Below are 22,397 nucleotides of genomic sequence, written 5' to 3' on the forward strand. Positions count from 1 at the left end.
TGAAAAAGGTATCAAGGCCTATGAAGAAAAAATGCAGCTTCACAGAGAAAGGTGGCTACAAAAAACAGCTAAAGAACTAGGTTATGAACTCGAACAAATTCATGCCTAGTTCTTTACGTCATTGGTACCTTAGGAGAAATCTCTAAATTAACTTACAACTGAAAATAAGTCGCTTGAGATTCTTCCTGTTGTAAGAATGGCACAATTAACCGAGAAATGAGACAGCCTCTTTTTTACTTATGGTAAGAAATATACCAAGGCCAACCTAAAAACAAACTGTCCATTTTTCTGTGCTTGGTATTTTAACTCTGGATTGAAAGCGAAGCTGTCTGCAAATTTTAAGATGCCACCTGCTCCAATATTAGCTCCCGCAGTGCTGGATTTAATGTCACCAAAAGTGTCATCAGAAAATGATATCCAATTATTGGTGAACCCCAGTAAACCATACCATTGCAAAATGTCCTTTGTAAAATAATAACGAGCATCGATGTTTAAGTTGCTGGCATTCCCCCATTCAGGAAAATAAATGCTAAAGTTAGGAGCGGCAGAAATCTGATCAGTAATCAAATATTCACCCCCAAAATTTAAGCCGAAAGCTTCTACATCAAAATCATAATCAGTCCCCAATTGTAGCCTAACATCTCCTGCGGATTGGGCCTGTGCAAAGGATATGGTCATTGCAAAAAGGCCTAGTAATAATAGTTTTTTCATAGTTATATAATAAAAGTTTAGGTGTTATCATACGCAAAAATTGAACCAAGGATTCAATAAAATCATAACTTTTAATATGATTTTCCAATTAGGAGCTTAGTAACCTTTTGTGCCACTAAAATATGCTTAAATGCTGGCTACTTCATTTTTATTGGCCAGTTGCCCACATGCTGCATCGATATCCTGACCTCTAGATTTTCTTACCTTAGCAACAATTCCCTGGGATTCTAAGATGCGGACATACATGTCCACTGCCTCTTGAGAGGCTTGGCGGAATTCTCCCTCATCAATAGGATTGTACTGAATGATATTTACCTTGGAAGGGATATGCTTACAAAACTTGGCCAAGGCCCTTGCATGTTCTTCATCATCGTTGACTCCATCCCATATCACATATTCATAAGTGACCTTGCTCTTGGTTTTATAATACCAATATTTTAAGGCCTCCGCCAGATCCTCCAAGGGGCTTTTATCATTGATAGGCATCAGCCTGCTTCGGGTTTCATTGATGGCAGAGTGTAAGGAAATGGCCAGATTAAACTTTACTCCATCATCAGCCATTTTTTTGATCATCTTTGGGATGCCCACAGTGGATAGTGTAATTCTTCTTGGCGCCATTCCTAGACCTTCAGGAGAGGTGATTTTGTCTATGGCTTCAATCACATTGGCATAGTTGAGCAATGGTTCTCCCATGCCCATAAAAACAATATTGGTAAGTGGACGCTGGAAATAGGTGTCTGCCTCTTCTTTGATCGCAACAACCTGATCATAAATTTCATCAGGATTCAGGTTTCTCATGCGTTTTAACCTTGCTGTTGCACAGAAGTTGCAGTCAAGGCTACAGCCTACTTGTGAAGAAACGCAGGCAGTAATTCTTTTGCTAGTAGGAATGAGTACAGACTCAACGATTTTATCATCATATAATTTGACGGCATTTTTGATGGTACCATCATTGGAGTGCTGCATTAGGTCAACCTTTACATGGTTGATCGTAAAGTTGGCTTTCAGCATTTCACGGGTTGGAAGGGAGATATTGGTCATATCATCGAAATTTTTCAATGATTTGTTCCAAAGCCATTCATAAACTTGATTGGCCCTGAATTTTTTGTCCCCAACAGATAGGAAGAATTCCTGAAGTTCCTCCAGGCTTAATTGCCTGATATCCTTTTTATCACCCTTGTTCATAATGCAAAGGTAGGAAAATGTAAGCATTATCCAGTATGCTGTGGAAAGTCTTGCCTTTTGTTAGGAAAGACTGGTCTTTAGGTCTATTAAACAGTAGGATCTTTTGAAATAATTGAGTTAAATCTGTCGTAATTATCTCCTTACTTTACAATTTATCTGTCAAAAAGTCCTAAAATCATCAGGTTTTGCTTTGTTTTCAGTCAATGTTTCCGATTTTCTTCAAAATATTTATTTGGTGTTCGTTTTGATAAAAGTAGATAACGGGGCATTGCTCCATGGATGAATTAGTAATAAAAAGAATAGATGTATAATGGATTTCAAGCAATTTACCATCAAATCACAAGAAGCTGTTCAAAAGGCAGCAGAACTGTGCATGGCTGAGCAGCAGCAAGCCATTGAGCCAGCTCATTTGTTAAAAGGTATCTTATCCGAGGATGAGAGTGTGGTGGATTTCGTTTTCAAAAAATTGGGTGTAAACCAAAAAATGGTGTCCCAAAAATTGGAAGAGATCATCAGTTCCTATCCAAAGGTCAGTGGTCAACAGCCCTACCTTTCCAATGCAGGCAACCAAGTTTTGGCCAAAGCCAAGGGATATTTGAAAACTTTTGAAGATGAGTTTGTCGCAATTGAACATTTGCTTTTGGGGATATTATCAGCTGGGGATAAGACCAGCCAGTTGCTCAAAGATCAAGGAGTGACAGAAAAAGCACTTATCGAAGCAATCAAAGAGTTGAGACAAGGAAATAAAGTGACCGATCAAAATGCAGAGGCCAAATACAGATCCTTGGAGAAGTATTCCAAAAACCTGAATGAACTAGCCAAAAAGGGCAAAATAGACCCGGTAATAGGTAGGGATGAGGAGATCAGGCGTGTACTTCAAATTTTGGCCAGAAGAACTAAAAACAACCCTATCCTTTTGGGAGAGCCAGGGGTAGGTAAAACTGCCATTGTGGAAGGTCTGGCTCAGAGGATTGTGAGTGGCGACGTTCCTGAAAACCTAAAATCAAAGACCCTAATCTCTCTTGATATGGGGTTATTGGTGGCAGGTGCGAAATATAAAGGTGAGTTTGAAGAAAGGTTGAAAGCTGTTATCAAAGAAGTAACAGATTCTGATGGGCAGATTATTCTTTTCATTGATGAGATTCATACCTTAATAGGTGCCGGTGGCGGTGGCGAAGGGGCTATGGATGCTGCCAATCTATTGAAGCCCGCCTTGGCAAGGGGAGAGCTGCATGCAATCGGTGCTACCACCTTAAAGGAGTATCAGAAATATGTAGAGAAGGATAAGGCCTTGGAAAGAAGGTTCCAAGCAGTAATGGTGGATGAGCCGGACACTGCTGATGCCATTTCCATCCTAAGAGGTATTAAGGATAAATATGAGTTGCACCATGGTGTGCGCATTAAGGATGACGCTGTGATTTCAGCCGTTGAGCTGTCACAGCGTTATATTTCTGATCGTTTCTTGCCGGATAAGGCGATTGACTTGATGGATGAGGCAGCAGCCAAGTTGAGAATGGAAATTGATTCTCTTCCTCAAGAATTGGATGAACTGAACCGTAGGATCATGCAATTGGAGATTGAACGTGAGGCCATTAGAAGGGAAAAGAACAAGGATAAGGAAACCGTCCTGAGCAAGGAGATTGCAGAGCTTTCTGAAAAAAGACAGTCCGTAAAAGCCAAATGGGAAAGTGAGAAGGCGGTGATCATGGGAATCCGAAGGGAAAAGGAGAATATTGATAAATATAAGCTGGAGGCTGATCAAGCAGAGCGCGCCGGGGATTTTGGCAAAGTAGCTGAAATACGTTACGGAAAAATCACAGATAGCGAGAAAAAGCTAGAATCCTTTAATCAGCAATTGCATGATATGCAAAAAGGTTCTCCATTGCTGAAGGAGGAAGTGGATGCAGAGGATGTTGCGGCTGTGGTGGCCAAATGGACAGGAATCCCATTATCCAGAATGTTGGAAAGCGAAAGAGAGAAGCTACTTCATTTAGAGGATGAGTTGAGCAGGCGTGTAGCTGGGCAAAAAGAGGCGATTGCGGCCTTGTCAGATGCTGTAAGAAGAAGCCGTGCAGGACTTCAGGATCCTAAGCGTCCCATTGGCTCCTTTATCTTTATGGGAACTACTGGTGTGGGTAAAACAGAGCTTGCAAAGGCCCTTGCGGAATACCTCTTTAATGACGAAAATGCCATGGTAAGGATCGATATGTCCGAGTACCAAGAAAGGCATGCGGTAAGCAGGTTAGTGGGAGCGCCTCCAGGTTATGTGGGCTATGATGAAGGTGGCCAGTTAACTGAGGCAGTGAGGAGAAAGCCTTATTCTGTAATTCTGTTGGATGAAATAGAAAAGGCCCATCCTGATGTGTTCAATATATTGCTTCAGGTATTGGATGATGGAAGGTTGACTGACAATAAAGGAAGGGTGGCCAATTTCAAAAATACCATCATTATCATGACCACTAATATTGGTTCCACACTTATCCAAGAACGTTTTGCTGAAATAGAGGAATGGAATAAGGATCAGATAATTGAGGATACCAAAGTAGAAGTATTTGAGTTGTTGAAGAAATCCGTAAGGCCTGAATTCTTGAACAGGATTGATGAAACGATTATGTTTGAGCCTTTGAATAAGGAAATTACTCGAAAGATTGTGGATATCCAGTGGAAGGAAATCCAACATAGGTTGGCAGATGCAGGGATTGATATAGAAGCGACCAAAGAAGTGTTAGATTACTTGGGTGAAGTTGGTTTTGATCCGCAGTTTGGAGCAAGGCCACTCAAGAGGACGATGCAGCGATTGGTGCTTAATGAGCTATCTAAGGAAATTCTTAGTGGTTATATCAAAAATGATTCTGCCGTTTTGGTTGACCTGGATGCCGACAAGCAAGTGTATTTCAAGAATGTAGAAAACGTAGGAATAGAATAAGGTGATTGAACCTTTTGTAAGGCCCAGATGAATTGTTTTCGTCTGGGCCTTTTTTGTGCGTAATATGAAATTTTTATAGGTTCCACCAATAGGTAAACTTGATTACTAATGATCGGTTTTTAGTATAAAAAGGTGCAGGCAGGTAATTGTCTGTGTAAACGATAAACAAATCCGATGCGGGCTTAAATCTCCATTGAAAACGGGTGTTCAGGTTGATGTTTTCAATCTGCTCATTGTATTGGACAAATGCGGTGAAAAACAAGGTGTTGGTCATAGTGACGTCAAGACGGGGTCCGACCAGCCAAAAATTGGTGTTTCCCCATGGTTCAGGCAAATTGATTTGGTTATAATTACTGCTTAAAGCCATGCTTACATAGGGCTGAAAACGATAGCCCAAATCAGTGGTGAATTGATAACGTTGTCCATCCGCATAATAACCTCCCAAACGCGTAGAGAAAGCATAGGTGAAGATGCTTTGAGGCTTAGAAGTATATTCCAGTCCCATGGCATTCCATTGATGGATGCTTCCTGTCTCTAAGGTTTCTCCGCTATAATTGGTGGGGTCAAATGGCCTTTGTAGTTGGACAAAGTCATAGGCTGTCCAAAGTGACAAATTGCTTTGACTTCTAAATCTAACAGAGTAACTCAGATAGGTGGTATTGTCCGTGTGCTCGCCATTTTGGTTATAGAATAACGAGGTTCCGATTTCAGGGCCATGGCTAAGTATTTTTTTGCTTTTGGGAAACCAATTGTATCCAATGCTAGGGTTGAGTCTGAAAAATCCAGTCCTTGGGACATAACCGGTTTCTGCAGTAAAGTTTTCAGAGACATACTCATGTTGCCAATTCCAGCTGAGATTTCCGCTGGAATATTTCAGGTTGGCAGCATGGGCAAATCCGTTGTTTTGGGAATTTGGTCCATAAGATTGTAATAAGGTAGCCTTTCCTGTCCAAAGGTTATTGGAAGATGCCAAATTATATTCGAGCCCAAGATTTCTGTTGAATTCTGTATGTTCAGGATTTTCTGGATCTTTTGGAGTATAATTAAGGGATTGTTTGTTGACAAAGATCGCTCCTATATTAGATCGGGCACCTACTTGTCTTTGGAGGGACAAGACGGTGAAATTTTGGGAAGGAAGCCCTGTGTCTTCGATTGCTGCTGTTTGCATGTTCATGGCACCGACTCTCCAGTCTTGATTGATTTTCCCACTTAACCTTGCCCCAAACTGAATTGGAGCATTTAATCCAATTCTTCTGGAGAAAAATGGACGAATAGTCGAATAGCCAAAATTTGCAAAAAGGTCTCCGTTTTCAAGGAAGAACTGCCTCCTTTCAGGAAAGAACAATTCAAAACGATCCAGATTGGTAACTTGCCTATCTACTTCCACCTGTGAGAAATCAGGGTTTACTGTCAAATCAAGGTTCAGGGAGGAGGTAAGGCCTATTTTTGCATCCATCCCAAATTCCTTTTGGTATTTTGGGGATTGATCATTTTCCCTGTCTTGACTCATTCTTCCCATTGCGTAGGGGATCACTGAAATGTTTACGCCCGGGTCTGGAGGAGCTTGGTCCCATACCAAACTGCCAGTGTATGCTAAGGAGGCTGAGGGGAATTGCCTAGGTACTGGTGCCCATCCTGATTTTTCGGTAGTTTTCAGGTCCATCCTTGAAAAGTTGATTCCCCATTCTGTGATACCCTTTTTGTAGCGAATGGATTTGAAGGGAATTGCCGCTTCAAAGATCCATTTGTCCTCATAGTTTTTGACTTTTGAAACCCATTTGTTGTCCCAGCTTAAATCCACACTTCCGCCATTGTACATCTGTCCATCCCACTGGGCTCCAGCTGCATTGGCCCCAAAAGAAAAGCCATTGGTCAGGTCATCAAATGGATCCATGAAAAGCAGGAAATTATCATTCTTGCCAAAGCTAAAGTCCCTTCGCAATGATTCTACAATATAGGGGCCTTCTACTGCATGAAAATTGATAACAAGGAGATAGAGGTTTTCTTGGTCATAAGTCATCCTCACGTCAGTCCTAACTTTGGCAAAGCTGGTGTCCATTGGGGTGATCATAAAAAAATCGGTAGCTACTTCAGCATCTTCCCAGTCTTTTTCATTCATTATGCCATCGATTTTGATGGATGAATTGGCCTTATTGATATGAAGCTGGTAATGGGCATTTATCTTTTGGGCATGGATTATGGATGGAGACAATCCAAGTAAGAGGACAAGTAAGGTGAATATACCACGCATATGATTTTGGATGGTCTTTATCTATTTAAAAGGGCTGTTTTCTATTAAAGGAAATTATCCTCTTTCCTTTAAAATCAATAACCAGATAAATTGAAAGATTAATTTTCTAAGTACTTGATACTTTGGGGTAAGTAGAGGATGTTTCGATTACAAACATAAAGGATTATTGGCCCAATAAGTTGATGTTTTTGATTAACGGAGGGATCTTGGGGATGAACTAAAGAAAATAAAAAAAACTCCCCAAGTAATTTGCCTGAGGAGTTTTGTGAAATGGCCTTATTAGGGTCATGAATAGTTTATGGTGGGATTTGTTATTCCTCTGCAATAGGTGCTTCCTGCTCCTTTTTCAGTCTTAGCATAAAATCGCTCAATACATTCATGTAGTTGATAAATGCTTCATATGGGCTTTCATATGGACTGAAATAAGCATGGATATCACCATCAGAGAAGAATTTTGTACACATATAATAGAAATGGTCACTGGTCTGAAGGTATTTCCAGTCCTTTTGAATGGAAGGATCCTTGGATTTTTTCACCAAATGTTCCAGCTCATAAAGTCTATCAAATGCCTCATCCTGCAAGTCGTTTCCCAGCCAAGCTGTTAGATCGCGTTCTTCATCTGCCCATGAGATAGGTACAGGAACATGAATTTTACCAACGGGAGGAGCTTCGCTGACTACCTCTGAAGGTGTTGAGAAAGTAAAATTGGATTGGGAAAGTACGGCTTCTGGCAAATGACGCATGAATTCAAAGATGCCGCTTTCTGCCCACTGGTGCTCACCAAATGTCTCATAATCCATAAAGAGGTTGATAACTTCTTCTTCTTGAGGGATTTGATTTATCCAATTGACAAACTTGTCAGTAGTCAAAGGCCAGTCTGCCCAGGCTTTTTCTCCAAAGCGGAAGGCGATATCATCACTTAAACGGAAGTTTTTAAGCAATACTTTCAGTTTTGGTTCGATGGCATTGCAATAAACATAGTTAGGGCTTTTCCAACCCAGGATATGCTTGGCGCCCTCAGTAAGGATGGCATCATAGCCTAGTTCAGCAACCATTTCACCAATGGTGTCTGAGTAGATCAATTCAGTATTTCTAAAGACTTTTGGTGTGTATCCGTTAAAGAGTTTTTTGATTTTGTCCTGTTGTTTGAGAACCATGTCATGAAATTCCTCCTTACTTTTCAGTGCAGCCAATGCATGGGCATAGGTTTCATTGAGGAGCTCAGCATGACCTGTCGCTACTAGTTTCTGAAAGCTTTCAAGTACGTCTGGAGCATATTCTTCCATTTGGTCCATAAATACTCCGGAAAGTGAGAAGCTCACTTTGAATTTTCCATCATATTTTTCGATGAGCTCCAATAGAAGTTGGTTCATTGGAAGGTAGCATTTTTCTGCCACCTTGCGCATAATGCTTCTGTTAGCGAAATCATCCCAGTAATAATGGTCTTCCCCTATGTCAAAAAAGCGATAAGGTTTTAATCTGTACGGTTGGTGTACTTGAAAGTAAAAGCAAATGGTTCTCATGGATTGGTAACGGTTAAGGTTTGATCATAAAGGAGGAATATTTTTTCTGCAACGTGTTCCCATTTCATTTTTTTGAGTTCTTCTGTGCCACAGCTTCGGAACATATTGGAAATCCCCTGGTAATGTAATAATGCGAATATCGAATCTGCCATAGCATCAATATCCCAGAAATCTATTTTGATGGCATTGGTCAGCACTTCAGCCACTCCAGATTGCTTCGAAATGATAACGGGCGTATTATGTCTCACTGCCTCAAGAGGAGAGATTCCGAAAGGTTCGGATACTGAAGGCATGACATAAACATCGCTGATGGCAAACATCTGGTCCACATCTTTGCCTTTTAAGAATCCAGTAAAATGGAATTTAGTCCCGATCCTAAGCTCGGCAACCCTGTCTATCATGCGATTGAGCAAATCACCAGAGCCAGCCATGACAAAACGCACATTGTCATCTTTCTTGAGTACTTTGTTGGCTGCCTCAATGAAGTATTCTGGTCCTTTTTGGAAAGTGATTCTTCCTAAAAAGGTGACAATTTTTTCAGGGACTTTTTTACGTGCATCGCTTTTGATAATGCTTACATCCAAAACGGCATTATGAATGACTTCTACCTTGCTTTCAGGTATGCCATATTTGGTGACGATTGTTCTTTTGGTTAAATGGCTCACTGCGATGATTTTATCAGCAGCTTCCATTCCTGATTTTTCTATTTCATATACCCTATCGTTGACATTTTCTCCTGAACGGTCAAATTCAGTAGCATGGACATGCACTACTAGAGGTTTGCCACTGATTTCTTTAGCGGCAATTCCAGCGGGGAAAGAGAGCCAGTCATGGGCGTGAATGATATCATGGGGCTTATTTTTGGCAATTTGTGCCGCAGTAAGTGCATAGCGCGAGACTTCCATGATTAAGTCTTTGCCGTATTTTCCACTAAAGGTGAACTTATTGGAGAAAATACTTTCGTCTACATCTGTCCTGTCATGCAAGGATTTGTCGGTGAACCTGGCATATTCTTCAGGACCTAAATATGGTATCAAAAAAGAACTAACCTCAAGATAGGTCAGGTTTTTCCATATCTGTTTAAATCGTTTTTCACGATAATCAATTTCTACATCACTGGCGCTGACAAAATCAGCCAAAGGATCTTCGTCTCCCCATAATTTAGGAACAACAAAAATAATCTCATGATTAAATTTGGACATCCCTTTCAGTAATCCATAGCAGGCCGTGCCGAGTCCACCGGAGATATGTGGTGGAAATTCCCATCCAAACATTAATACTTTCATAAAAAATAATTTTAGTATTGTTTAATTAAATACATAATACGCAGCAGTTCTCCTACACTCCAGGCTTGTGAAATGGCTCCCTTTGGTCTGTGTGGCGGGTCACCATCATAAATTTCGGCAATGGTGCCTACTCCGTACTGGGACATGGTGTCATCGAAACCTTTGATCAGTTTTTCGATCATGTTTTTACCAGCTTTGCGGTGGATTTTTAGGTATCCTTCCACAAAGTGTCCCAATAGCCATGGCCAAACGGTACCTTGGTGATAAGCATTGTCTCTTTGGTACTGGTTTCCCTGATAATATCCCTTATAGGAAGGATCATTAGGGGCCAATGTTCGTAGTCCACGTGTGGTCAAAAGGTTGAGTTTGATGACTTCTAAAACTTCAGCTTTTTGGGTGTCCTCTAAAGGGCTGAAAGGTAGTGAAGTAGCAAAAACCATGTTTGGTCTTATTGACCAGTCTTTTGTGCCGTTATTAATTACGTCAGCGAGGTAACCTTTATCCTCCAACCAGAATTCATCTAAAAATGATTGCTTGACTTTTTGGGCCAAGTTTTCAATTTCCTTGTCACCGGTTAGTTCATGATAATAGCATAGGGCATTATACCAAAGGCTGTTGATCTCTACAGGACAGCCTATTCTTGGGGTGACAGGTCCATCTGAGGTGACTGCGTCCATCCAGGTTAAGGCTATTCCCTTTTGACCGCCATATAGCAGTCCATTATCTTGAACCTTAATATTGAATTCGGTGCCTTTGATTAGGCCGTCTATAATACCTTTCAGTATAGTAAGGTAGTTTTTTGTTATGGTTTCCCGATCGCCGGTATATTGCTCATACTGCTGCCATGCCCAGAAATACCAAAGGGGGGCATCCAAGGTGTTCATATTGGTGGTGACTCCACTGCCGACGTTAGGGAAAAGTGCCCCTTTTATATCTTTGGACATGGTCTTCATGACCTCTAGGAAGGTTTCAGAATCTCCTTGTGTTAGGGTGAGTCCGGGTAGTGCGATAAAAGTATCTCGGCCCCACCAGCCAAACCATGGGTAGCCAGCTATAACTCTCGTTTCGCCACCTCTGCGGGAAATGAATTGTCCAGCTGAGTTTTTAAGACAGTTTTCAAAATTATCCCTCGGAGTTCTTCTTTTAAGTTCCCTTTCGAAAGCTTCTTGCAGTAATTCGGGCTTGGCTTCTTCCAGTCCTGCAGAAAAAATTACAGATTCTCCCTTTTTGATGTTGAATTCGAAAAAGCCAGGAACATAAAGGTCTTCTTTGTATTCATAGCCACGTTCCTTTTCCCTGATGTATTCTATATCATAATACCAATCGGGAGCTGGGACAAATTCATTTTCCTTGGAAATCTGCAAGGAAAGAGGGGAATAAGCTTCATAGAGTTTGAATTGAACTCCATTATCTACCTTCAGGTATTTCTTGTTTACATAGGTGTTGGCTTTGGAGAGTGCATGGTAGCCTCTAAATGCCAAAAATGGGCTAAGTCTTAAAGTGGTGGGTGAATGTGCGTCCAACAGTGTGTATTTGATCATCATCCTGTCCGCAGTGGTGTCCAAGATGATTTCTTTTTGTAAAACTACACCACCTACACGGTATATGAGGTTGGGGATAGGTTCTGAACTGTAATCTTCCAAGTACTTATGTCCTCTGGGAGAATAAATGCCTGGATATTTACTGATGCCCAAGTTAAAGCTTGCGCCATGCTGGATGACCGTTTCATGGATGGTGGATAATAATACATGGAGCTGACTGTCGATCTGCGGTTGCGGGGCAACCAATAATCCGTGGTACTTCCTTGTGTTACATCCGATGATTGTTGTGCTGGTATAGCATCCTGAACGATTGGATCTAATGGTCTCTTTTTCTAAGGAATAATTGAGGTTAATTAATTCCGTTTTGTCGAAATGGATGTAGCTCATGAAGTATTGTTTAGTGGTTTTAGTGGACCCTCTAAAATACTCCAATACTGTTAAAAGTAAAAAGTTTGGACAAAAAATAAAGGTCATTAAATAATGACCTTATTAGTGCTATCTTATTATTGAGTTAATATGCTCCTTTTGTACCTCTTCAAAGTTTTTCAGAGATTCTTCAAATTTTGCCATATACATCTGAATATTTTTCAGATCTACCGGTTTTACCTTTGGAAAGGTAGGCGATGGTTTGAATAATGTAAACATTGGGGTCAATTTTTGATTATACTAAAATTAAAGACAAATAATATGCCATATTAGTTTCTTCATTTTAGTGTAAAATAAAAACCCCTCATTTCTGAGGGGTTTTGGGTGGAAGATCGGGTTCGAACCGACGACCTCTGGTGCCACAAACCAGCGCTCTAACCAGCTGAGCTACAACCACCGTTTTATATCTTTTAACCAGGTCTTTTCCCTGATTGGATTGCAAAGGTAATACACGGTTTTTTGCAAAACAATAGGCAGAGAAAATTATTTTCTGGAAAATTTCAACCTTTCACCTTTTTTCTCCTCATGGAATGTCTCGTTTTCGTACGCTAAGTGTCCGGAAACAATTGTGTGCGAGACTTTTGATTTGAAAGTTTGCCCTTCAAATGGTGCCCAACCACATTTGGAAAGAATATTTTCTTTTTTTACTTCCCATGGATTGTCCAAGTCCACCAATACCAAATCGGCATAATAACCCGGTCTGATATAGCCTCTTTTCTCTATTTCAAAAAGGATGGCCACGTTATGGCTTGTCTTCTGTACGATCTGCTCCAAGGTGATTTTTCCTTGGTGGTACATTTCCAATAGGGCAACAAGGTTATGCTGTACCAATGGACCACCTGAAGGAGCCTTGGTGTAAACATTGCTTTTTTCTTCTAAAGTATGTGGGGCATGGTCAGTGGCAATGACGTCAATGTGGTCGTCCAATACTCCCTTTAAGATCTCATCGCGGTCCTCAGCGGTTTTTACTGCAGGATTCCACTTGATCAAGGTCCCTTTTTCGTCATAATCTTCATCAGAGAACCAAAGATGGTGCACACATGCCTCAGCAGTAATCCTTTTTTCCTTCAAAGGAATGGTATTGTCAAATAAGGAAACCTCTTTTGCCGTGCTGATATGGAGGATGTGAAGTTTGGTACCGTGCTTCCTGGCCAAGTCTACTACACGCTTGGAAGCATCGTAGCAGGCCTCTGCCGAGCGGATCTTTGGATGGTATTTGACAGGGATGTCTTCACCATATTCTTCAAGGTACTTGTCCATGTTGGCCTTGATCATATCATCGTTCTCGCTGTGGGTAGCGATGAGCATTTTACATTTTTCGAAAATATTTTCAAGGGTTTCCTGATTGTCTACCAACATGTTTCCGGTGGACGATCCTTGGAAAACTTTAATTCCACAGATGTTTTCAGGGTCAGCTTTTAAAATTTCATCCAAATTGTCATTGGTGGCCCCTAGGTAAAAGGAGTAATTGGCCAATGATTTTTCAGAAGCGATTTTATATTTTTCCTCAAGAAGCTCGAGGGTAGTGGATTGAGGGACTGTATTGGGCATTTCCATAAAGGAAGTGATACCGCCTGCCACGGCAGCTTTTGCCTCAGTGTAGATTTCCGCTTTATGGGTAAGTCCAGGTTCTCTAAAATGCACCTGGTCATCAATCAGTCCAGGTAATAAGTATTTTCCTTCGCCATCTATAGTGATGTCCGCTTCAAATTCCTTTAGATTTCCACCTACGGAATAAATCAATCCATCCTTGATGAACACATCCCCACGGGTAATCTTACCTTCATTTACTATATTTGCATCTGTAATTAAAATACTCTTCGTCATTACTGTTTTGATTGGAGTGAAACAGGGTATTTAATTCCCCAAAATATAATTCGAAGCTAAAATTAATAAATCATGTCTGATAGCCCGCAGTCTTTTGAGAATTTTAAAATAAACAAGCAGCTTTTAGAGGCTGTTAAGGAGGCGGGTTATGCCAAGCCAACACCCATTCAGGAAAAGGCCATTCCCTTGGCTTTGGCAGGACAGGATATATTGGGGATTGCTCAAACCGGTACTGGGAAAACGGCTGCCTATGTTTTGCCTATTTTGATGAAGGTAAAGTATGCCCAGGGTATGCATCCCCGTGCATTGATTTTGGCACCAACCAGAGAGCTGGTCATGCAGATAGAACAGGCCATTATTGAATTGGGTAAATACACCGATTTAAGGTATGTCTGTTTGTATGGCGGTATTGGTCCTACTGCTCAGATTGAGAAAATAGAGGAAGGGGTGGATATTGTGGTGGCTACCCCGGGAAGGTTCATGGATATTTATAGCAAAGGGAAAATCTTTGTGAGGGAGATCAAGACCATGGTGCTGGATGAAGCAGATAAAATGATGGATATGGGCTTTATGCCTCAGATTCGGGCGATTTTGGAGGTGATTCCAGTGAAGCGACAGAATTTGCTTTTTTCGGCTACTTTTTCTGATCGGGTAGAGAGAATTTCCGAGGAGTTCCTTGAGTTTCCTGAGCGGGTTGAAATAGCCCTGCAAGCTACTACTGCAGATACTGTGGCCCAGACCAAGTATTTGGTGCCCAATCTAAAGACAAAGATCAACCTGCTTGATCATTTGTTGCAAAATGAGGAAATCAAAAGGGTGATCGTGTTTACCAAGTCTAGGAAAAATGCTGAGGCTGTTTACCAGTACTTGGAAAGAAGGAAACATGGTGAAATCAGGGTGATCCATGCCAATAAGGGTCAGAATACTAGAATCAATTCTGTGGAGGATTTTAAATCTGGTGATGTGAGGATTTTGGTGGCAACGGATGTTGCTTCCAGAGGTTTGGATATCAGTATGGTGAGCCACGTGGTTAATTTTGATGTGCCATTGATTTATGAGGACTATGTGCATAGGGTTGGTCGTACAGGAAGGGCTGAGCAGGAAGGAGAGGCCTTTACTTTTGTCAATCCTGCAGAAGAATATCATTTTGATAAGATTGAAGAAATCATCAGAATGGAAGTGCCAGTGTCTGAAATTCCATCAGAGGTAAAAATTACGGAAACCCCTTTTGCGGAAAAGCAGGCCTATGCTAGGGAGATTGACAGCCAAATGAAAAAGGAGAACCCGGACTTCAAAGGGGCCTTCCATGAGAAAAAGCCAAGAGGAAACAAAAATCCGCACTATAATCCAGAGAAGAAAAAAGTCCGGGGCAATAAAAACAGCAAGGCCAAGAAGAATAGGAATCAGATGAAAAAGAAAAGCAAGGGCAAGAAATAAAAAAAAAAAGATTATCAAGTAGTTAGGTGTGAGTATTGAGGTTATTGTATATAGAAAGTTGTACCATGCTCCTTGGAATTTTTAATTCCGAGGAAATATTTAAGAGGATTTAAAATCCTCTTTTTTATTGATTCAGGATTGCAAATCCTGAATAGCTCTTAGACTAAGGATTACTATACAATAAAAAAACCGCAGAATTAGAACTCTGCGGTTTTTTTGTTTTTTGCCTTTAGGCTTTAGCCTTCAGCTTTTATTTATCTCTCTCCTCGGTCATTGCTGCCATCCACAGGAGTTCTATTTTCCCTGTTGGCCAAATCCCAAGCAGTATAGAAAATCAATTTTGCTCTTTTTTCCATCAGTTTGAATTCGATCTTGTCAACAGTATCAGACGGCTGATGATAGTCATCGTGTACACCGTTGAAGAAGAAGGCCACTGGAATGTTGTGCTTAGCAAAGTTATAATGGTCAGAACGGTAATAGAACCTGTTCGGATCGTCCGGAGCATCGTATTTGTAATCCAGGATCAGGTTGGTATGCGTGATATTATTGTATTCCAAGATGGTTTTCAGGTGTGAAGAAAGCATGTCCGATCCGATTACATAGACGTAATCTTGGTTTTCTGCATCCTGGTATTCATAGCCAATTCTGCCCACCATATCGATGTTCAGGTTATTGACCGTGTTTTCCAATGGGAATACAGGATTATCTGTGTAATATTCAGAACCCAATAATCCTTTTTCTTCACCGGTTACGTTCAAGAAAAGCACAGATCTTCTTGGCTTATGGCCATCTTTTGCAGCAGTAGCAAAAGCTTGGGCAATTTCCATTACAGAAACAGTTCCAGACCCGTCATCATCAGCGCCATTATTGATTTCTCCTTTGCTGTTGATGCCTACGTGATCATAGTGAGAAGAAACTACTAAGATTTCATCTTTTTTGTCAGTCCCTTCCAAGAAACCCATTACGTTTTCGGTGTCTACGATTTCCTTGGTTTTCTCTACCTTGTATCTTGCTTTTTGGCTTGCAATGGATTCAGGGTTGCTTTTGGCAGCTTCCTTCAACTCTTCAATGGTTTTGCCAAATAGGCTGGCCATTTTTTCAGAACTGACCATAAATACTGGTTTCTGATCAGTGGGTTTGTCAAATCCCATTCTTCCACTGTTGCTAAGGCTCTTGTACCTATTGGCAATTCGGTCAAAATTGGCTTGTCCTTCCATGGTAACCACAACTACTCCAGCGGCACCAGCATCCATGATTTTATTGATTTGATCTCCGGCACGCTGTCCGATGGACCAAAGGCCAACCAGTTTGTCTTTAACGTCTACTTTGGCCAAGTTTTCATCGCTGGCAAGGCCTAGGTATACCAAGTCGGTTTTGGTTCTCTTTTTCATGTCCCCATCACCGATAAATACAAAGTCCTCGTTATTTACCAGGTTTTGTTTGCCAACTCTTAATTCAATGTTTTTCCACTTGACGGTTACCAAGTTGAATTTTTGATAATAGCTTCCATCTACTGGGCCTTCAAGTCCATTTTCCTGGTAAAACTTTGAAAGAAACTCCGCAGCAAGTTTTTGACCTTTTTTGCCGGTCTCACGTCCTTCTAATTCATCAGATGCCAAATAAGTCAAATACTCCTTTAAATCGGAGTCTTTGATAGTGGAGGCGTATTTTTCCACTATTGATGTTTGTTGTGCACTAACCTGCAGGGATAACAAAAGTCCCAAGGCGCTGGCCACGAAATAGTTCCTCTTCATTCTCTATATTTGAGTTATCACTGAAATTTGCCCACTAAACTAGGCAATATTTTGTAAAAGTGTAAGCCCACTTATCAATATAAGCTGATATTGAGGAGAAAACTTGAAAAAGAAAATCATTATCAATCAATAATTTATACCTTTGCAAATCAGTATAAATTAAGGAATATTACCCGAGTATAATACGCGAATCTGGATTATGAAAATTGATTTGAACCCCTCTGTAAAGTTTGAAAATCGCCACAATGGTCCTTCGTATCAGGAGGTTACGGAAATGCTAGAGAAAATTGGTGTTTCTTCCATCGAGGAACTGATTGACCAAACTATCCCAAAAGCGATTCAGCTGGATAAGCCTTTGAATTTACCAACAGCCAAATCTGAGGCAGCCTTTTTAAAGGATTTCAGGAAGTTGGCTTCTAAGAATAAGATCTACAAGTCATTTATTGGTTTGGGATATTATGATACCATCGTTCCTGGAGTGATCCTGAGAAATGTACTGGAAAATCCAGGTTGGTATACTGCTTATACTCCATATCAGGCAGAAATCGCCCAGGGCCGTTTAGAGGCTTTGGTGAACTTCCAGACTATGGTGATGGACCTTACAGGTATGGAGCTGGCCAATGCTTCTCTTTTGGATGAAGGAACTGCAGCCGCCGAGGCAATGAACATGCTTTATGCTACGAGGCCTAGGGAAAAGAAGAAAGCGGCCAAGTTTTTTGTCGATGAAAAAGTATTCTTACAAACTAGGGAGATCTTAAAAACCCGAGCACTCCCCGTTGGGGTGGAGTTGGTGCAGGGTCCATTAAGTGAGCTTGACCTTACTGATCCGGAACTTTATGGAGTAATGCTTCAATACCCCAATGCGGATGGTGAAGTAATCAATTATAAGTCTTTGGTAAATGCTGCCATTGAGAATAAAGTTTCTACAGCGTTTGCTGCAGATTTACTTTCATTGACATTGTTGACCCCTCCGGGTGAATTTGGAGCAGACGTGGTGGTGGGCACTACTCAGCGTTTAGGTGTACCGATGGGATTTGGTGGGCCACATGCTGCTTATTTTGCGACCAAGGAAGCTTATAAAAGACAGGTGCCGGGAAGAATTATCGGTGTCTCTTTGGATAGAGATGGCAATAAGGCTTATAGAATGGCCCTTCAGACAAGAGAACAGCATATTAAGAGAGAAAAAGCCACTTCTAATATCTGTACTGCCCAAGTATTATTGGCAGTAATGGCAGGTATGTATGGGGTTTATCATGGGCCTAAAGGCTTGAAAGATATTGCAGCTAAGATTCATGGCTTGGCCAAGCTTACTGCTAAGGGGTTGGAGAAACTTGGATTTGTACAAGAAAACAAGGATTATTTCGACACCCTTAAAATTAAAGTGGATGATGTTCAACAGTCAAAGATTACTGCTTTTGCATTGTCACATGAAATGAATTTCCGTTATGAGCCAGGATATGTTTTCTTGGCATTTGATGAGGCCAAAACCTTTGAAGATGTACAAAGCATCATTGAAGTGTTCGCAAGAACTACGCACATGAGCGCAAGTGAGGTTGATTTGGCTCCATTAGCTGATGATTTGGCCTTTGAAGTGGCTGAAGGTTTAGCTAGGACTTCTGATTATATGGATCATATGATTTTCAATGCTTTCCATTCTGAGCATGAGATGCTGAGATATATTAAGCGATTGGAAAACAGAGATCTTTCGTTGGTTCATTCTATGATCTCTCTTGGATCATGTACTATGAAGCTGAATGCAACAGCTGAGATGATTCCTGTTACTTGGCCAGAATTTGGTCAATTGCATCCTTATGCTCCTCAAGATCAGGCGGCAGGTTATTATGAGTTGTTCCAGGATTTAAGAAACTGGTTGTCTGAAATTACCGGTTTTGCAGAAACCTCCCTTCAGCCTAATTCAGGCGCGCAAGGTGAATTTGCCGGATTGATGGTAATCAGGGCTTACCATGAAAGCAGGGGAGAAAGCCATAGAAATATTGCTTTGATTCCTTCTTCTGCACACGGTACCAATCCTGCTTCTGCGGTTATGGCCGGCATGAAAGTGGTTATCGTGAAGTGTGATGAGCTAGGTAATATTGATATTGAAGACCTTAAGGAGAAAGCTGAAAAGCATAAGGATAATTTATCTTCTTTCTTGGTGACCTATCCTTCTACCCACGGAGTATTCGAAGAAGCTATTCGTGAGATGTGCCAGATTATTCATGATAATGGTGGCCAAGTATATATGGATGGTGCCAATATGAATGCACAGGTAGGTTTGACCAGTCCAGGAAATATTGGTGCTGATGTTTGTCACCTTAACCTACACAAAACCTTTTGTATTCCTCATGGTGGGGGTGGACCAGGTATGGGACCAATCTGTGTAGCCAAGCATTTGGAGCCATTCTTGCCTAGTAACCCAATCGTTAAGACTGGTGGGCAGCAAGCAATCACCGCGATTTCTGCAGCTCCTTTTGGTAGTGCAAGTATTCTGCCTATTTCTTATGCTTATATTGCGATGATGGGTAGAAACGGATTGAAGCATGCTACTCAAACTGCCATTCTAAATGCCAACTATATTAAGGAAAGATTGAGCGAATACTTCCCGATTTTATATACTGGTTCTCAAGGACGTGCAGCGCACGAAATGATCGTTGATTTCAGGGAGTTCAAAGCAGTAGATGTTGAGGTGGAAGATATTGCCAAGCGTTTGATCGATTACGGTTTCCATTCCCCAACAGTATCTTTCCCTGTGGCTGGAACCTTGATGATTGAACCAACTGAATCTGAAACTAAAGCTGAGTTGGACAGGTTCTGTGATGCTTTGATCAGTATCCGTGAAGAAATCAGACAGATTGAAGAAGGGAAGATGGATAAGGGAAACAACCCTTTGAAAAACGCCCCTCATACCGCCAATATGGTGATGAGCGAAAATTGGGATTTTCCTTACACTAGGGAACAGGCTGTATATCCATTGGAGTATGTGAGAAACAGTAAGTTCTGGCCAACCGTAAGAAGAATTGATTCAGCTTATGGGGACAGAAACTTGGTTTGTAGCTGTATTCCAACAGAAGAATATGAGCAAGAAGAGGCCGTTTCTTAAGCCCTTAGAAATATATTAGAAAAGCTCCGGATTTATTCCGGAGCTTTTTTATTACTTGATCTTTTTGGCCACAGCTTCTGCCATGATCTGATTGCCTTCTTTATTGGGGTGAATCCCATCAGGGAATAGATCTCCATGTTTTTTGAGGGGCTTGTATAAGTTGATCTTTTTTACTCCGGTGCTTTTGATGATTTCCTTAAGCATGGGCTCCATCTCTTCCATTCCGATGGCATTTATGCCAAAATTGTCTTTGAACACAGGAACTGGCATACAAACATAAATCTCACCATCTTCGTCCATACTGGACTTGAAAGTATTGATCATATCAATATAGTCTGCTACAAAATCATTCTTGTACTTCCAGTTTTGTGGTTTGGAATCATTAGTGCCTAGTTTGATGACAATGATATCTGCGTTGAAGTCCTGAACTTCTTGAAATTGTGTTTCATTCCAATATGGGTAGTCCCCTTTTTTTAATAAGGTTCTGCCACTTACGCCAAAGTTTTTTACCAAATAATCATCACCTAATATGTTTTGCATTATTAATGGCCAACTATCAGGGTGTTCTCTTCCCGGGCCTTGTGTGATACTGTTTCCTACACAGGCTACTTTTACCTGATCTTGTGCCAATGAGAGAAGGCTAAAGCTTAAAAGACATAGGATTGTAAAAAGAAATTTCTTCATTATTAAGGGTTATTAACGGTTACAATAAATTTGAAAGTGTTAAATATAGCATATCATTCCAATTAAACGCTCGGGGTTGTATATTTACTCTTGTGTCTGCACTTAGAATAAAGAAATATTACAGTTACTTTCAGTGGTTATCCTTGGATGTGGTAATCGGGGCATGTGCTGGTCTTTTCTTTTTTCAGCATATGCTTGATTTAAGTTTTACACCTGTGGTTTATGTTTTGATGGGCTTGGCGGTTTGGGGTATTTATACCTTCGATCATTTAATGGATGCCAAAAATATTGAAGGTAAAGCCAGCTCAGCAAGGCATCTGTTCCATCAGGTACATTACAATAAGTTGATCATTTGGTTGATTTTAGTGGTTGTTATGGGGCTTTATCTGGCGTTTAACTATATCAAATTCTCCAGATTGATATCCTTTGGGCTTCTTTTAGGGAGTATGATCATTGGTAATATTTTGGTGATTAAGTTCTTTGGAAAGAAAATGGCTTTTCTCAAAGAGCTGTCCACTGCAGCCTTCTATACCGCTGGGATTACTTTGGCTCCTCTGATCAGATTTGTGAATGGCGGTTTACCCAACTCTTTTTGGTTTTTTGCCTTTGGCTATTTTTTATTGGCATGGTTTAATCTCATATTATTGGCCTATATGGATAAACACAGTGATCAAAGGGATCAAATGGGTTCGATAGTCAATACATTTGGGGTGAAGGCGACATATAAGCTTTTGAACGTAATTGTTTGGATTGGACTGATTTATAATTTGAGTTTGTTTTTCTTTTTGAGTTCCCATTATTACATATACATCGTCATTCTTTTGACGATGTTCCTGATTCATGCATTGGCTTTTTTACAATCTCATAAAGGAAAGGAATACGTGAGAAGGCAAATTGATGCAGCTTATATGCTTCCACTGATTTTGTTGTTAATTGGTTGATTGTACTTATCCATTCCATCCAAATTCTTTTTAATGATTTCTTTTTTTAAGCTTATTGGTAATAAAGAGGTAAATCATATAGGAATAGTGCTGGTCTTGTATATTTGTTGAATGGAAAAGAACCTGTATGATAGGGTGGTGTTTTTCTATGATGACCTAGCGTCCTTGGTGCTGGGAAAAGGTCATTTAGAAAGTAAGCGGGCATTTTTAGATCGTATTACAAAGGGAAATAATGTGCTTTATATTGGAGGTGGAACAGGCACTAATTTACCAGAAATATTAGAGCAGGTAGGAGAGGAAGGAAAAGTCTTTTTTGTGGAGGCTTCCCAGAAAATGATCGATAAGGCAAAAAAGGGAGTTCCAGACAGCCTAAGAGGACGGGTGTTATTTTTAAAGGAAGATGATTTTATGAAAATGCCAAATCATCAGTTTGAAATAATTATCACTCAGTTTTTATTGGACTTGTTAACAGAAAGTGATCTCGAAGTCTTGTTTGATGAAGTCGATAAAAGATGTAAAAGGGAAACCAAATGGATTTTTACTGATTTCTTAGATCATCCCAATAGAAAGATTTTACAATATATTATGATCTGGTTTTTCAGGTTGGTAACTAAAAACCCAAGAAAGGACCTGCCCAATTATTCCAAGTATTTTGAAAATTATGGCTGGGGAATAAAAAGTAAAATGTCCTTTAAGAAAGATTGGATTCAGGCGTGGTTTTGTGAAAGAACAAATTAACTAGTTTTAACGTTGAAGATTTTTAGTTAGTTGGATTAAAAATTAACTTATAGAATATAATTAAGGT

General features: G+C 40.5%; 14 protein-coding genes and 1 tRNA gene. 5 read left to right on the forward strand and 10 right to left on the reverse strand.

What is annotated here, in order from left to right; genetic code table 11:
* Window positions 1–237: 237 nt before the first annotated feature.
* Together KMW37_RS08505 and rlmN are read right to left on the reverse strand one after the other, a co-directional pair.
* Window positions 238–711, reverse strand: coding sequence for a hypothetical protein (locus tag KMW37_RS08505; RefSeq protein ID WP_215224206.1), 474 nt, complete (start codon window positions 709–711; stop codon window positions 238–240).
* A gap of 126 nt (window positions 712–837) precedes the next feature.
* Window positions 838–1,896, reverse strand: coding sequence for a 23S rRNA (adenine(2503)-C(2))-methyltransferase RlmN (gene rlmN / locus KMW37_RS08510; protein ID WP_215224207.1), 1,059 nt, complete (start codon window positions 1,894–1,896; stop codon window positions 838–840).
* 310 nt (window positions 1,897–2,206) lie between these two features.
* Between rlmN and clpB the strand changes: the two genes are divergently transcribed.
* Window positions 2,207–4,822 (forward strand): ATP-dependent chaperone ClpB, encoded by a 2,616-nt coding sequence (clpB, locus tag KMW37_RS08515; RefSeq protein ID WP_215224208.1) that lies wholly within the window; start codon window positions 2,207–2,209, stop codon window positions 4,820–4,822.
* Window positions 4,823–4,895: 73 nt separating this feature from the next.
* On the opposite strand, the gene KMW37_RS08520 is transcribed toward clpB, so the two are convergent.
* The 6 genes from KMW37_RS08520 to KMW37_RS08545 all read right to left on the reverse strand — a co-directional run bounded on the left by KMW37_RS08520 (window position 4,896) and on the right by KMW37_RS08545 (window position 13,676).
* Window positions 4,896–7,073, reverse strand: coding sequence for a DUF5916 domain-containing protein (locus KMW37_RS08520; RefSeq protein ID WP_215224209.1), 2,178 nt, complete (start codon window positions 7,071–7,073; stop codon window positions 4,896–4,898).
* A gap of 311 nt (window positions 7,074–7,384) precedes the next feature.
* Window positions 7,385–8,596 carry a glycoside hydrolase family 57 protein gene (locus KMW37_RS08525; RefSeq protein WP_215224210.1) on the reverse strand — a complete coding sequence of 404 codons (1,212 nt, stop codon included), beginning with the start codon at window positions 8,594–8,596 and terminating at the stop codon, window positions 7,385–7,387.
* On the reverse strand, window positions 8,593–9,882 hold the full coding sequence (locus KMW37_RS08530) for a glycosyltransferase family 4 protein (RefSeq protein ID WP_215224211.1): 1,290 nt from the start codon (window positions 9,880–9,882) through the stop codon (window positions 8,593–8,595). The genes KMW37_RS08525 and KMW37_RS08530 overlap by 4 nt, the downstream gene beginning before the upstream one ends.
* Before the next feature lie 11 nt (window positions 9,883–9,893).
* On the reverse strand, window positions 9,894–11,810 hold the full coding sequence (locus KMW37_RS08535; protein WP_215224212.1) for an amylo-alpha-1,6-glucosidase: 1,917 nt from the start codon (window positions 11,808–11,810) through the stop codon (window positions 9,894–9,896).
* 361 nt (window positions 11,811–12,171) lie between these two features.
* Window positions 12,172–12,247: transfer RNA gene (locus KMW37_RS08540), tRNA-His, on the reverse strand.
* 85 nt (window positions 12,248–12,332) lie between these two features.
* Window positions 12,333–13,676, reverse strand: coding sequence for a dihydroorotase (locus KMW37_RS08545; protein WP_215224213.1), 1,344 nt, complete (start codon window positions 13,674–13,676; stop codon window positions 12,333–12,335).
* A gap of 72 nt (window positions 13,677–13,748) precedes the next feature.
* Here KMW37_RS08545 and KMW37_RS08550 point away from each other — a divergent pair, with 72 nt between their 5' ends.
* Window positions 13,749–15,113 carry a DEAD/DEAH box helicase gene (locus KMW37_RS08550; protein ID WP_215224214.1) on the forward strand — a complete coding sequence of 455 codons (1,365 nt, stop codon included), beginning with the start codon at window positions 13,749–13,751 and terminating at the stop codon, window positions 15,111–15,113.
* Window positions 15,114–15,367: 254 nt separating this feature from the next.
* On the opposite strand, the gene KMW37_RS08555 is transcribed toward KMW37_RS08550, so the two are convergent.
* On the reverse strand, window positions 15,368–16,867 hold the full coding sequence (locus tag KMW37_RS08555) for a M28 family peptidase (RefSeq protein WP_215224215.1): 1,500 nt from the start codon (window positions 16,865–16,867) through the stop codon (window positions 15,368–15,370).
* Window positions 16,868–17,066: 199 nt separating this feature from the next.
* Between KMW37_RS08555 and gcvP the strand changes: the two genes are divergently transcribed.
* Window positions 17,067–19,967: an aminomethyl-transferring glycine dehydrogenase gene (gene gcvP / locus KMW37_RS08560; RefSeq protein ID WP_215224216.1), complete on the forward strand. Its 2,901-nt coding sequence runs from the start codon at window positions 17,067–17,069 to the stop codon at window positions 19,965–19,967.
* A gap of 51 nt (window positions 19,968–20,018) precedes the next feature.
* On the opposite strand, the gene KMW37_RS08565 is transcribed toward gcvP, so the two are convergent.
* Window positions 20,019–20,651, reverse strand: a complete 633-nt coding sequence (locus KMW37_RS08565; RefSeq protein ID WP_215224217.1) for a GDSL-type esterase/lipase family protein — start codon at window positions 20,649–20,651, stop codon at window positions 20,019–20,021.
* Window positions 20,652–20,743: 92 nt separating this feature from the next.
* On the opposite strand from KMW37_RS08565, the gene KMW37_RS08570 reads away from it, so the two are divergent.
* On the forward strand, window positions 20,744–21,592 hold the full coding sequence (locus KMW37_RS08570) for a hypothetical protein (protein WP_317195558.1): 849 nt from the start codon (window positions 20,744–20,746) through the stop codon (window positions 21,590–21,592).
* Window positions 21,593–21,703: 111 nt separating this feature from the next.
* Window positions 21,704–22,330, forward strand: a complete 627-nt coding sequence (locus tag KMW37_RS08575) for a class I SAM-dependent methyltransferase (RefSeq protein WP_215224218.1) — start codon at window positions 21,704–21,706, stop codon at window positions 22,328–22,330.
* Window positions 22,331–22,397: the final 67 nt, after the last annotated feature.

The sequence above is a fragment of the Echinicola shivajiensis genome (assembly GCF_018642165.1).
Lineage (GTDB): Bacteria > Bacteroidota > Bacteroidia > Cytophagales > Cyclobacteriaceae > Echinicola > Echinicola shivajiensis.